Below are 13,492 nucleotides of genomic sequence, written 5' to 3'. Positions count from 1 at the left end.
ACGCAATAAAAGCGGTACGAAAAGAAGCAGAAATTGGCGCGAACGTCCCGGGAAGATACCGGGCTTCGCAATCTGAAATGGCAGAACTTGACATGACGAGCAGCACCACCGTCAATCTCCTCGATCTCGACGCCGCCGGGCTCACCGCGTACTGCGCGAGCCTGGGCGAAAAGCCGTTTCGCGCCAAGCAATTGCAGCGCTGGATCCACCAATATGGTGCCGAAGACTTCGACGGCATGACGGATCTCGCGAAATCGCTGCGCGAAAAACTCAAGGGCCGCGCCAACATGGCGATGCCCGACATCATCAGCGACCACGTTTCCGCCGACGGCACCCGCAAATGGCTGGTCGACGTCGGCAACGGCAACGCGGTCGAAACCGTGTTCATCCCCGAAGAGACGCGCGGCACGCTGTGCGTGTCGTCGCAGGCGGGTTGCGCGGTGAACTGCCGGTTCTGTTCCACCGGCAAGCAGGGTTTTTCCCGAAACCTGACGACGGGCGAGATCATCGGCCAGTTGCGCATGGCGGAGTTCGCGCTGCGCAAGTCGCTCGGGCGCGAAGTCGGCGGGCCGGGCAAGGGCGAGCGCGTCGTCACGAACGTCGTGATGATGGGCATGGGCGAGCCGATGCTCAATTACGACGCCGTCGTGCCGGCCATGCGCCTGATGCTCGACGACAACGCCTATGGCTTGTCGCGCCGTCGCGTGACCTTGTCGACCTCCGGCGTCGTGCCGATGATGGACCGCCTCGCGGCCGACCTGCCGGTGGCGCTCGCGGTATCGCTGCACGCGCCGAACGATCCGCTGCGCGACATGCTGGTCCCGCTGAACAAGAAGTACCCGCTGCGTGAATTGATGGCCGCGTGTCAGCGTTATCTGAAGGTCGCGCCGCGCGACTTCATCACGTTCGAATATTGCATGCTCGACGGCGTCAACGACACCGAAGCGCACGCGCGCGAATTGCTTGCCGTGACGCGCGACGTGCCGTGCAAGTTCAATCTGATCCCGTTCAATCCGTTTCCGGAGTCGGGGTTGACGCGCTCGAAGAACGAGCAGATCAAGCGGTTCGCGCAGGTGTTGATCGATGCGGGCGTCGTAACGACCGTGCGCAAGACGCGCGGCGACGATATCGACGCTGCGTGCGGTCAACTCGCGGGCGCGGTGCAGGACCGCACGCGTCTTGCCGAACGCATGGGCCGTGCAGGCAGCAAGACGATCGAGGTGCGGGCGGTCTGACCGGGCGTCCGCATCGAAAAAAGCCGCAGCGGAGGGCGCAGCAAGCGTCTGGATGCGGCGCTAAAGCCGAACATTTTGTTATAAAGCGGTCTGCAATGGCGCTGCGGTTGTATCGTGCACGGGGTTTTTGGAACCGAACGACGCAACAGCGCTATATAGAAGAATCGATGCGAGGAATTTGGCATGAGTGAGCCGCAGCACCCGACGCCTTTCGGCAGTCATTCCGGCAACAACCGGTCCGGCAGTCAGTACGACGGCCCGGGCGACGCGGAAAGGGCGGCATCGAATGCGAGCCAGGCGGGGAATCTGGACTCGATACAGGCGGTCGGCGCGCGTCTCGCGCAACTTCGCCAGGCGAAAGCATGGTCGATCGACGACGTTTCCGCGCGTCTCAAGGTGTCGCCGCCGAAACTGCTCGCGCTCGAAGCGGGCGATATCAGCCAGTTGCCCGATCGCACGTTCGCGGCGGGCATCGTGCGCAGTTACGCGAAGATTCTCGGCGCCGATCCGGCGCCGTTCACGCAGGCGTTCCGGCGCAGCGGCGATGACATCGCGCAGAATCTGAAGGTGCCGGCGTCGGCGGGCGCGGGTCTGCCGCGCGGACGCGTGTCGGTGCCGCTCGGCAATTCGTCGGGCCGCAAGCGCTCGTGGATGTGGGGCGTGCTCGCCATCATCGTCGTGCTGGCCGTGCTCGTGATGTGGCACACCGGCGGCGATTCGAACAACTGGCTCGCGCGCCTCAAGGCGACGACGGGCATCGGTCTGTCGTCGACGTCCGCGCCTGCTTCGGCATCGAACGAAGCGTCGGGCACGACATCCGCGCCGACGCCCGACGAGGCCGCGGCCGCCAACACCGGCGAAGCGTCGCTGCCCGAAGTGGCGGCCGGCCCGGGCGAGCAGCCGATGCCGCGTCCGCTCGGCACGAATGCGCTGCCGGCTTCGTCGTCGACGCTGTCCGCGGTGCAGGGCGCGAGCGCGCCGGCTGCGGCGGCGCCCGCATCGGCCGCGAAGCCTGCTTCGGCTGTTGCGATGGCGGCGTCGGCTCCGGCCGTCGCGGGCAGCGGTTCGAGCGCGATCGAATTGAAAGTGAAGGAAGATAGCTGGTTCAGCGTGCGCGGCAAGGACGGCAAGGAACTGTATTCCGGACTCGTGCGCGCGGGCAACACCCAGCGCGTGGAAGGCGAGGCGCCGTTCAAGGTGACCGTCGGCAACGTGAAGGGCGTCGAGTCGCTGTCGGTCGATGACGAGCCCGTCGACGCCAAACGCTATTCGTCCGCACGCGGAAACGTCGCGCGTCTCTCGCTGCCTTGAGCTTGCGAGATCGATCTGTCCAGCGCGGCGGACAAGTCGAGGGCGTCACGGTGCAAGCCGTGACGCCCGTTTGAGGTTCCACACACGCGACCGGCGCCGTATCGGCGGCAAGGTTGCCAAAGGGTTTTTCGATGCAATCCGAAGCTCAATCCCTGATCAACAGCAAGATTTGTTCGACCGAGCCGGTCTTCGGCGGTCCGTTGACGCGCCGGTCATCGCATGCCGTCGACGTGCGCTGGGGTGGCCAGCTCGTGACGATCGGCGGCGATTCGCCGGTGCGCGTGCAGTCGATGACCAACACCGACACGGCGGACGCGATTGGCACGGCCATCCAGATCAAGGAACTGGCGCAGGCGGGCTCCGAGCTCGTCCGCATTACGGTGAATACGCCGGAAGCGGCGGCGGCCGTGCCGCATATTCGCGAGCAACTCGATCGCATGGGCGTGACGGTGCCGCTCGTCGGCGATTTCCACTACAACGGCCATCTGCTGCTGCGCGATCATCCCGCGTGCGCCGAGACGCTGTCGAAATACCGGATCAATCCGGGCAACGTCGGCCAGGGCGCGAAGCGCGACACGCAATTCGCGCAGATGATCGAAGCCGCGATCAAATACGACAAGCCGGTGCGTATCGGCGTGAACTGGGGCAGTCTCGATCAGGATCTGCTCGCGCGCATGATGGACGAAAACGCCGCGCGTTCGAATCCGTGGGAACTGCAAAGCGTGATGTACGAGGCGCTGATTCAATCCGCGGTCGGCTCGGCGGAGCGCGCCGTCGAACTGGGTCTCGGCCGCGACAAGATCATCCTGTCGTGCAAGGTCAGCGGCGTGCAGGATCTGATCGCCGTGTATCGCGAACTCGCGAAGCGTTGCAGCTTCGCGCTCCATCTCGGCCTGACCGAAGCGGGCATGGGCTCCAAGGGCATCGTTGCATCGACGGCGGCGCTTTCGGTTCTGCTGCAGGAAGGCATCGGCGACACCATTCGCATTTCGCTCACGCCGGAGCCGGGCGGCGCGCGCACCGGCGAAGTCGTCGTGGGCCAGGAAATCCTGCAGACGATGGGCCTGCGCTCCTTCACGCCGATGGTCATCGCGTGTCCCGGCTGCGGCCGCACGACGAGCACGCTGTTCCAGGAGTTGGCGTCGCAGATTCAAAGCTACTTGCGCAACTCGATGCCCACGTGGCGCGATCAGTACCCCGGCGTCGAGAAGATGCACGTCGCGGTGATGGGCTGCATCGTCAACGGGCCGGGCGAATCGAAGCACGCCAATATCGGCATCAGCTTGCCGGGTTCGGGCGAGAATCCGGCGGCGCCCGTGTTCATCGACGGCGTGAAGGTGAAGACGCTGCGCGGCGAGCGCATCGCCGAGGAATTCCAGCAAATCGTCAGCGACTATGTCGAGCGTACCTATGGGCAGCGCGTCGAGACGTCCGCGGCATCACTCTAAAGACAGATGACTGAACAGAAGAAACGGCTCGAGAAACTGAGCGGCGTGAAGGGCATGAACGACATCCTCCCGCAGGATGCCGCGTTGTGGGATTTCTTCGAAACCACCGTCAAGTCGATGCTGCGCGCATACGGCTATCAGAACATCCGCACGCCGATCGTCGAGCACACGCAGTTGTTCACGCGCGGCATCGGCGAAGTGACCGACATCGTCGAGAAGGAGATGTACAGCTTCACCGACGCGCTCAACGGCGAGCATCTGACGATGCGCCCGGAGAACACCGCGGCGGTCGTGCGCGCGACCATCGAGCACAACCTGTTGTACGACGGCCCGAAGCGTCTGTGGTACGTCGGTCCGATGTTCCGTCATGAGCGTCCGCAGCGCGGGCGTTATCGCCAGTTCCATCAGGTCGGCGTGGAGGCGCTTGGCTTCGCCGGGCCGGACACCGACGCCGAAATCATCATGATGTGCCAGCGTCTGTGGGACGACCTCGGACTCACCGGCATCCGCCTCGAACTGAATTCGCTCGGTCAGGCCGAAGAGCGCGCGGCGCATCGCAAGGAACTGATCGCGTATCTGGAAAAACACGTCGATTCCCTCGACGAGGAAGCGAAGCGCCGGCTCTACACGAACCCGCTGCGCGTGCTCGACACGAAGAATCCGGCGATGCAGGAGATCGCGCAGAATGCACCGAAGCTCGTCGACTTTCTCGGCGACGCATCGCGCAAGCACTTCGAGGGCGTGCAGCGGCTTTTGAAGGCGAACAACATTCCCTTTACGATCAACCCGCGTCTCGTGCGCGGTCTCGACTACTACAACCTGACCGTGTTCGAGTGGGTCACCGACAAGCTCGGCGCGCAGGGCACGGTCGCGGGCGGCGGTCGCTATGATCCGCTGATCGAACAGCTCGGCGGCAAGCCGACGGCCGCGTGCGGCTGGGCCATGGGCGTCGAGCGCATCCTCGAATTGCTGAAGGAAGAGCAGCTCGTGCCGGAAGCCGAAGGCACGGACGTCTATGTCGTGCATCAGGGCGAAGCGGCGGCGGAGCAGGCGTTCATCGTCGCCGAGCGGCTGCGCGACACGGGTCTCGACGTCATTCTGCATTGCAGCCCGGACGGCGCGTCCGCGAGCTTCAAGTCGCAGATGAAAAAGGCCGACGCGAGCGGCGCGGCGTTCGCCGTAGTGCTCGGAGAGGACGAACTCGCGCAAGGTATGATCGGCGTCAAGCCGCTGCGCCGCTCGATCGACGAAACGTCCGGCGGACAAAAGAACGAGCAAGTGAACGTTCGGGCGGAAGACTTGACCGAATACCTAATCAATGCGATGGTTGCAACCGCCGATGACGAGGGTGCCTGAGATTCAGGCGCATTGCCGCGCGCGTGGGCCTGATCGGGGCGATCCGGCATCGTGCGCGGAACTCGTTGAGGGAATTGAAACGCAGGAAGGAATAGCTGGACGATGAGCTATCACGACGAACAAGAATCACTTGAAAGCGTAAAGGCCTGGTGGGCCAAATGGGGTAACACCACGACGTGGGTTGTGCTCGTGGCGCTCGTCATTGCGGCCGGGTACAACGGATGGAATTTCTGGCAGCGCCGTCAGGCCGCCGAGGCGTCGGTGCTTTACGACCATCTGCAGCAGGCAGTGGACGGAAACAATCAGGCGTTGGTCCAGCGCGTCGCGACGGACATGGAAGACAAGTTCGGCGGCACCGGCTACGCGCAGATGACCGCGCTCGCGGCCGCGAAATCGCTCTACATGGCGGGCAACACGGCTGGCGCGAAGGCGCAACTGCAATGGGCCATCGACCATGCGAAGGACGAAGAGTACAAGCAGATCGCGAAGCTGCGTCTGGCGCTCGTGCTGCTCGACGAGAAGAACTACGACGCGGGCCTGAAACTGCTCGCCGAGCAGCCTCTCGAAGCGTTCAAAGGCGTGATCGCGGACCGCCGTGGCGACCTGCTCGCAGCTCAAGGCAAACGCGACGACGCGCGCGCGGCCTACAAGGTCGCGCTGACGGCGCTGCCCGAGAACGACACGTCCGCCCGTCAGCTGATTCAGTTCAAGCTCGACGCGCTCGGCGGCTGATCCGGCTGGTTTCCAATCGGTTCGTCTTCGATCCCTGCCATCAGTCAATCAAGCCGCCCGCCACGGTGTCGCCATGAAGCGACGCGGCGGGCAGCGCCGATCAACCCAATTCACCAATTCATGTTGCGTCCACCGATGACATTTTTGAAACGCTACGCCGTGCCGCTCGCTTGCGCGATGACCGTCTTGTTGACCGCTTGCTCGTCGACCAAGGATGAACGCCGCGTGCCGGTACCGCTCGCGGAGTTCAAGCCGGTGCTGAACGTCAACCAGGCGTGGAAGGCAAGCGTCGGCAAGGCTGGCCGTTATCTGTTCTCGCCGGTCGCGGTCGGCGACTACGTTTATGCCGCGGGCGCGAACGGCTCCGTCGCTAAAATCGACGCGAAGACCGGTCAGGACGTCTGGCGCGTCAAACTGAAGGACGATCTGTCCGCGGGCGTCGGCAGCGACGGCAATCTCACGGCCGTAGGCGGTCTGAAGGGGCAGGTCGACGTGCTCGGCCCCGATGGCAAGCTGCTGTGGACAGCAACCGCGCCGGGCGAGATCGTTTCGCCGCCGCTGGTCGGCAACGATCTCGTGATCGTGCGTACGATCGACGGCAAGGTCATCGCGTTCAACGCGCAGACCGGCGAGCAGAAGTGGATCTTCCAGTTGCGCGCGGTGCCACTGAATCTGCGCGTCGCGGCCGGCATGACGTTCGCGGCCAATCAGGCTGTGCTCGCGGGCTTCCCCGGCGGCACGTTCGCGGCGATCAACCTGCAATCGGGCGATGCCTTCTGGCAAGCGCCGGTGTCGTATCCGAAGGGCGTGACCGAAGTCGAGCGCATCAACGACGTGACCGGCGCGCCGGGACTCGTCGGCGCGCAGACTTGCGCGGTGACGTTCCAGGGCCGTATCGGCTGCTTCGATGCAAATTCGGGCCGCCCGGTTTGGGAAAAGAACTTTTCGAGCGACAGCGGCCTGGCTCAGGACGAGCAGATCGTGGCCGCCGGCGACGACTGGTCGGTCGTCAATGCGTTCCGCGCGTCGGATGGCACGCCGCTCTGGAAGACGGACGTGCTGAAGAACCGCAGTGTCAGCGTGCCGTACATTCTCGGCCGCGCGGTCGTCGTGGGCGATTACAAGGGCTTCGTGCACTTCCTGAACGTGGAAAACGGCGAACTGATCGGCCGCGCGCCGACCGATGGCAGCGCGATCACCGCTGCGCCCGTGATGGCGGGCAACACGCTCGTCGTGCAGACGCATGACGGCGATCTCTACGGTTTCCGTCCGAGCAACTGATCGCAGCCGGACCGCGAGCGAGTCAGGCTTGCTCGCGGTCCTGAATAGCAAGCGCGCCGTCGATGTTGCGCGGCGCGGCAGGCTCGCCACGGCGAGCCGCACGAGAAAGAAGCGCTGCGTCATGCGCGCATCGCGATAAAACCCGCATGCAAAAGCAGGGTCGCAAGAACGAAGCGCGACGCGCGAAGGCGTCGTGCAAGAAGAGCCTCGAACGAGGCGGAACCGGCGAACGACCGCCGACGATCCGGCCGACCAGCGCGCCTCGCGTGCGGCAGGCCGAATCCATGCTAATTTTCGACAAGCGCAGCCATTGCGCGGCGTAGCGGAACGCAACGAGACGGTTGTACCGCCCGTTCCGCGTTCGCCTTGCGTTCAACCTTGAACAAAATCAGATGAAACCCGTGATTGCCCTCGTCGGGCGCCCCAATGTTGGGAAATCGACTCTTTTCAACCGGCTGACGCGCTCGCGCGACGCGCTCGTCGCGGATTTGCCGGGCCTGACGCGCGACCGTCATTACGGCGAAGGCCGTGTGGGCGGCGAACGCCCGTATCTCGTGGTGGACACGGGCGGCTTTGAGCCGGTGGCGAAGGACGGCATTCTGCACGAGATGGCGCGGCAGACGCGCCAGGCGGTGGAAGAGGCCGATATCGTCGTGTTCATCGTCGATGGACGCAATGGGCTCGCGCCGCAGGACAAGGCGATCGCCGACTATCTGCGCAAGACGGGCCGGCCGCTCTTTCTCGTCGTCAACAAGGCCGAAGGCATGAAGTACTCGGCGGTCGCGGCGGATTTCTACGAGCTCGGTCTCGGCGATCCGCGCGCGATCTCGGCGGCGCACGGCGACGGCGTCGTCGAAATGATCAACGACGCGCTGGATATCGCGTACAAGGATCAGCCGGAAGAGTCGGAAGACGAGAAGGCGAAACATGGCGTCAAGATTGCGATCGTCGGGCGTCCGAACGTCGGCAAGTCGACGCTCGTGAACACGCTGATCGGCGAAGAGCGGGTGATCGCGTTCGACATGCCGGGCACCACGCGCGATTCGATTTATGTTGATTTCGAGCGACAAGGCCGCAAATACACATTGATCGACACGGCCGGCCTGCGTCGGCGCGGCAAGGTGTTCGAAGCGATCGAAAAGTTTTCGGTCGTGAAGACGCTGCAGTCGATCGCGGATGCCAACGTCGTCATTCTTCTCCTCGATGCGCAGCAGGACATCTCGGAACAGGACGCGCATATCGCCGGTTTCGTGGTCGAGCAGGGCCGTGCGCTCGTGGTGGGCGTGAACAAGTGGGACGGTCTCGATTCGCATGTGCGTGAGCGCACGAAGTCGGACCTGACGCGCAAGCTCAAGTTTTTGGACTTTGCTAAATTCCACTACGTTTCGGCGCTGGAGAAGACGGGCATCGGCGCGTTGATGAAATCGGTCGACGACGCCTACGCCGCCGCGATGGCCAAGCTGCCGACGCCGAAGCTGACGCGCGCGCTCATCGAGGCGGTGGAATTCCAGCAGCCGCGCCGGCGTGGCCCGGTGCGTCCGAAGCTGCGCTACGCGCATCAGGGCGGGCAAAATCCGCCGATCATCGTCGTGCACGGCAACGCGCTCGACGCGATCACGGACACGTACAAGCGATATCTGGAAGGGCGCTTTCGCGAAACTTTTGGGCTCGCCGGCACTCCACTTCGCATAGAGTTTCGATCGAGTCGAAACCCTTACGCGGACAAGGAGTAAGAGCCGCGTGAAGCCTTACGCTTCGGTGCCGCTGGCCATTTGGCCGATCCGGCTACTGAAACGTAAAACAGCGAAAATCAGCTATAGTGTAGCGATTGTCGGCGGATCTCTTTTTCTTCGTCCACAATACTTCCAACCTGCAAAAAAACACGGAGTTTGCTATGAGCAACAAAGGGCAATTGTTACAAGACCCGTTTTTGAACGCACTGCGTAAAGAGCACGTGCCGGTCTCGATCTATCTGGTCAACGGCATCAAGCTCCAAGGGAACATTGAATCGTTCGACCAGTACGTCGTGTTGCTCCGAAATACGGTCACCCAGATGGTCTATAAGCACGCCATTTCGACGGTCGTGCCCGCTCGCCCGGTGAACTTCCACCCGGACGCTGAACCGTCCTAAACCTCGTCGCGGCCGGCGCGAAATTGCCACTTCTAATGCGAACATTAAGCAACTCGCCGGTCGCTTCAAATACTTAAACATATTAATTTGATTAACGCAGCGCTCGTCGGCATCGACTTCGGCAAGATCGATTTCGAAGCCAGTCTCGAAGAACTCAGTCTGCTCGCACAAAGTGCGGGCGCCCATCCCGCCGTCACGCTCACCGGCCGCCGTCAGAGTCCCGATGCCAAGATGTTCATCGGCAGCGGCAAGGTCGAGGAGCTGCGTCTGCAGTGCGAAGCGAACGACGTCGAGCTCGTCATCTTCAATCACGCGCTCGCGCCCGCGCAGCAGCGCAATCTCGAAGTCGCGCTGAATCGCCGCGTGGTCGATCGCACGAGCCTCATTCTCGATATCTTCGCGCAGCGCGCCCGCAGTCACGAAGGCAAGCTGCAGGTCGAACTCGCGCAACTGCAATATCTGTCGACGCGCCTCATTCGCGCGTGGACTCACCTCGAACGGCAGAAGGGCGGTATCGGCCTGCGCGGTCCGGGCGAAACGCAGCTCGAAACCGACCGGCGTCTGATCGGCGAGCGCATCAAGGCGCTCAAGTCGCGTCTCGAGAAACTGCGCCGCCAGCACGGCACGCAGCGACGTCAGCGCGCGCGCAATCGCACGATGTCCGTGTCGCTCGTCGGCTATACGAACGCGGGCAAGTCCACCTTGTTCAACGCGCTCACGAAAGCGCAGGCGTACGCGGCGGACCAGCTCTTCGCCACCCTCGATACGACTTCGCGCCGCGTGTTCCTCGGCGAGGAAGCGGGCCATGTCGTCGTGTCGGATACCGTCGGGTTCATCCGCGAATTGCCGCACCAACTGGTCGCCGCATTCCGCGCCACGCTCGAAGAAACCATTCATGCGGACGTGCTGCTGCACGTCGTCGATGCATCGAGCGCGGTGCGCCTCGATCAGATCGATCAGGTGAACGAGGTGTTGCGCGGCATCGGCGCGGACAACATTCGACAGATTCTCGTCTTCAACAAGATCGATGCGGTGCCCGAGCTCGCGGCCCGTGGCGAAGCGGTTGAAAGGGACGAGTATGGTAATATTTCGCGCGTTTTCTTGAGCGCACGCACGGGTCAGGGGCTCGATGCGCTGCGCGCTGCCATCGCCGAAATAGCCACGGCGGAATCCGAAGAAACCGATGCGGGCCTACCCAGCGTGCTCGCCGAATTTCCGGGGCCGCACGAGGCGTCCGAAGCAACGCAATCCACGCAGTCCGGGTCAAACGCCATACACGACACGAACGCGCAGCCGGATGACCATCGGCCGGCCGTCGAGCGTGACAATCAAAAGGTTCCCGAGCACGGACACTGAGTGCCTTCGGAATTGCATCGACCCGGCGTCGACCCCGGCTGTCTAATGGTGAATCACCGAGTGAACGACTACAAAGAGCGGACTAACCGGCAAGCTGAGCCTGCCGTCTTTTCGATCAACGATCCGCGCTGGGGGCGGGGCGACGGCAATGGCGTGAAGAACGACTCGAAGCGTCCGCAGGACGGCAAGCGTCCGAACGGCAAGGACGAAGGTCCGCCCGATCTCGACGAGATGTGGCGCGAATTCAACCGCCGCATCGCGGGCGTGTTCGGCCGGAAGCCCGGCAACGGCGCGCCGCGCGAGAATGGCCGCGGCACGAAGATCGGGCTCGGCATCGTTATCGGCGTGCTTATCGCCATCTATCTCGGCAGCGGTGTGTTCGTCGTGCAGGACGGCCATGTCGGCGTCGTCTCCCAGTTCGGACAATATCGTCAGACGGTCGCGCAAGGCATCCACTGGCGTCTGCCGTATCCGTTCCAGTCGAGCGAAATCGTCGATACGTCGCAGATCCGCTCCGTCGAAGTCGGGCGCGGCACCGCGCTGTCGCAAGGCAACGTGCGCGACGCGTCGCTGCTGACGAACGACGCGGATATCGTCGACGTGCGCTTCGCCGTTCAATACCAGATCAAGTCGCCCACCGATTTCCTGTTCCGCAGCATCAACGCCGACGACAGCGTCACGCAAGCGGCGCAGTCGGCGATCCGCGAGATCGCCGGCAGTCTTTCGACGGACGACATGCTCTACAAGGATCGCGAAGCGCTCCGCGCGCGCCTCATCGAAACGATCCAGCGCTCGCTCGATACCTATCGCACCGGTCTGCAAGTGACGGGCGTCGCCGTGCAAAGCGTGCAGGTGCCGCAACAGGTGCAGTCGGCGTTCGAGGAAGCGGCGCGCGTGCGTCAGGACAACGAGCGCGCCCGCGATACGGCGCAAGCCTACGCGGATCAATTGTTGCCGCGCGCGAAGGCCGATGCCGCCAAGCTGATCGACGAGGCGAGGGCGTACAGCAATCGCGAAGTCACGCAGGCGCAGGGCGACGCGGAGCGCTTCAAAGAGGTGTACGCGGAATATTCGAAGGCGCCCGCGGTCATTCGTCAACGCATGTACCTGGACACGATGCAGCAGATCTACTCGCGCACGACGAAGGTGTTCGTCGATAGCAAGGCCGGCAATAACGTGGTGTATCTGCCGCTCGACAAGCTCGTCGAGGCCAATCGACAGCAGGTGAAGGAATCGGCGGATGCCGCCAGCGGCGCGGTGGCGTCGGGCGCGTCGGAAGCGCCTCAGGCGCGCGCGCAGGGCGCGGCGAGCGCATCGGCGCCGGCCGCGGTTGCGCCGGCCAGCGCGGCCAGCGGCGCGAGCGCCAATGCCGGCGGCGATCCGCTGCGTTCGCGCGATGCGTTCCGCTCCCGCAGTCGTCAAGACGACCTGCAATAAGGAGCGCCACATGAATCGAATTTTTGCGCTCATCGTCGCTGTCGTGATCGTGCTTTTCATCGGATCGTCGATGATCTTCACCGTCGACGAACGGCATGCCGCCGTCGTCGCCGCGCATGGCGAAGGCAATCCGCGTCTCGAAGGCCCGGGGCTGCATTTCAAGCTGCCGCCGCCGTTCCAGACGCTCACGCTCATCGACACGCGTACGCTCACCATCGACGAATCGGGCGCCGATCGTTTCTCGACATCGGACAAGAACGAAGTGCTGGTGAACACGGTGATCAAGTATCGCGTCGCCGATCCCTTGAAGCTCTTCGAAAGCAACGAGAAGAACACGCAGACGGCCGAGGAACGCATCACCGCGCTCACGCGCACCGCGCTCGCGAGCGGCTTCGCGAAGCGCTCGCTGACGGACGCGCTCGGCAATCAGCAGGCCATCGAAACCGACGCGCAAAAGAGCGTGGAAGGCGCGGCCGCGGCATTCGGCGTGCAAATGGTCGATTTGCAGATGACGCGCATCGACTTCCCGCCGGCCGTAGCGGATGCGGTCTATAAGCGCATGATCGCGGCGCGCCAGCAGGCGGCGGCGAACGAGCGCGCGAAGGGCACGGCGGAGGCGGACAAGATCAAGGCCGACGCCGAGCGCACGCAGCAGGCGATTCTCGCCGACGCGTACAGCCAGGCGCAGTCGATCAAGGGCGAAGGAGACAGCAAGGCGGCGGCCATAGCGGCCGATGCGTACGGACGCGATCCGCAGTTCTACCAGTTCTATCAGAGCCTCGAAGCGTATAAGAAGACGTTCAAGCCGGGCGACGTCATCGTCGTCGATCCGAGCAGCGATTTCTTCCGCTTCATGAAGAGCCCGACCGGCGGCGCGGCTGACACGCCGGCTCCGGCCACGGTGAAGCGCTGATCCCGTGCGCGCGCCGCGCGGCCAGCCTGTGCTGGCTGCGTGGCCTATAAAAATCCCTTGGACATGGCCGAGACGTTACTGCTCGCTCTTGCGTTGATGCTGATCATCGAAGGTATGTTTCCCTTCGTTTTTCCGACCGCGTGGCGCGACACTTTTCGCCGCATCGCGGAGCGGCCGACGCACCACATCCGCATCGGCGGGCTGGTCGCGATGGTGCTCGGCCTGATCCTGCTCCTGATCGCGACGTGAGCCGCGCCCGGCAGCATCGCACCGTTTCGCCTATCTTGTTTCT

12 protein-coding genes are annotated in these 13,492 nt (G+C 63.7%); all 12 read left to right on the top strand.

What is annotated here, in order from left to right:
* Nucleotides 1-92 precede the first annotated feature (92 nt).
* The 12 genes from rlmN to NCS02_RS08185 all read left to right on the top strand — a co-directional run bounded on the left by rlmN (nucleotide 93) and on the right by NCS02_RS08185 (nucleotide 13,449).
* A complete protein-coding gene (gene rlmN, locus NCS02_RS08240; protein ID WP_008349370.1) occupies nucleotides 93-1,235 on the top strand; it encodes a dual-specificity RNA methyltransferase RlmN in 1,143 nt (380 codons plus the stop codon).
* A gap of 183 nt (nucleotides 1,236-1,418) precedes the next feature.
* Nucleotides 1,419-2,546 carry a helix-turn-helix domain-containing protein gene (locus NCS02_RS08235; protein ID WP_250519549.1) on the top strand — a complete coding sequence of 376 codons (1,128 nt, stop codon included), beginning with the start codon at nucleotides 1,419-1,421 and terminating at the stop codon, nucleotides 2,544-2,546.
* Between the two features lie 131 nt (nucleotides 2,547-2,677).
* The gene (ispG, locus tag NCS02_RS08230; RefSeq protein WP_008349373.1) at nucleotides 2,678-3,994 is read left to right on the top strand and encodes a flavodoxin-dependent (E)-4-hydroxy-3-methylbut-2-enyl-diphosphate synthase; all 1,317 of its coding nucleotides are present in this window, start codon (nucleotides 2,678-2,680) and stop codon (nucleotides 3,992-3,994) included.
* A gap of 6 nt (nucleotides 3,995-4,000) precedes the next feature.
* Complete coding sequence (hisS, locus tag NCS02_RS08225) at nucleotides 4,001-5,350, top strand: histidine--tRNA ligase (RefSeq protein WP_008349374.1); 1,350 nt, start codon at nucleotides 4,001-4,003, stop codon at nucleotides 5,348-5,350.
* Nucleotides 5,351-5,452: 102 nt separating this feature from the next.
* The gene (locus NCS02_RS08220; RefSeq protein WP_008349377.1) at nucleotides 5,453-6,082 is read left to right on the top strand and encodes a tetratricopeptide repeat protein; all 630 of its coding nucleotides are present in this window, start codon (nucleotides 5,453-5,455) and stop codon (nucleotides 6,080-6,082) included.
* Between the two features lie 135 nt (nucleotides 6,083-6,217).
* Nucleotides 6,218-7,363 carry an outer membrane protein assembly factor BamB gene (gene bamB / locus NCS02_RS08215; RefSeq protein ID WP_008349379.1) on the top strand — a complete coding sequence of 382 codons (1,146 nt, stop codon included), beginning with the start codon at nucleotides 6,218-6,220 and terminating at the stop codon, nucleotides 7,361-7,363.
* Nucleotides 7,364-7,755: 392 nt separating this feature from the next.
* Nucleotides 7,756-9,096, top strand: a complete 1,341-nt coding sequence (gene der / locus NCS02_RS08210; RefSeq protein WP_008349381.1) for a ribosome biogenesis GTPase Der — start codon at nucleotides 7,756-7,758, stop codon at nucleotides 9,094-9,096.
* A 161-nt stretch (nucleotides 9,097-9,257) separates the two neighbouring features.
* Nucleotides 9,258-9,494, top strand: coding sequence for an RNA chaperone Hfq (gene hfq, locus NCS02_RS08205; protein WP_008349383.1), 237 nt, complete (start codon nucleotides 9,258-9,260; stop codon nucleotides 9,492-9,494).
* 87 nt (nucleotides 9,495-9,581) lie between these two features.
* On the top strand, nucleotides 9,582-10,850 hold the full coding sequence (gene hflX / locus NCS02_RS08200; protein WP_008349385.1) for a GTPase HflX: 1,269 nt from the start codon (nucleotides 9,582-9,584) through the stop codon (nucleotides 10,848-10,850).
* Nucleotides 10,851-10,910: 60 nt separating this feature from the next.
* Nucleotides 10,911-12,287, top strand: coding sequence for an FtsH protease activity modulator HflK (gene hflK / locus NCS02_RS08195; RefSeq protein ID WP_008349387.1), 1,377 nt, complete (start codon nucleotides 10,911-10,913; stop codon nucleotides 12,285-12,287).
* Nucleotides 12,288-12,297: 10 nt separating this feature from the next.
* Nucleotides 12,298-13,200, top strand: coding sequence for a protease modulator HflC (gene hflC / locus NCS02_RS08190; RefSeq protein ID WP_008349390.1), 903 nt, complete (start codon nucleotides 12,298-12,300; stop codon nucleotides 13,198-13,200).
* A 57-nt stretch (nucleotides 13,201-13,257) separates the two neighbouring features.
* Nucleotides 13,258-13,449 carry a DUF2065 domain-containing protein gene (locus NCS02_RS08185; protein WP_033536382.1) on the top strand — a complete coding sequence of 64 codons (192 nt, stop codon included), beginning with the start codon at nucleotides 13,258-13,260 and terminating at the stop codon, nucleotides 13,447-13,449.
* Nucleotides 13,450-13,492: the final 43 nt, after the last annotated feature.

The sequence above is a fragment of the Caballeronia sp. NCF2 genome (assembly GCF_023631205.1).
GTDB lineage: Bacteria > Pseudomonadota > Gammaproteobacteria > Burkholderiales > Burkholderiaceae > Caballeronia > Caballeronia zhejiangensis.
Note: the sequence above shows the minus strand (reverse complement) of the source record. Positions and strands in the feature narration are given on the sequence as shown.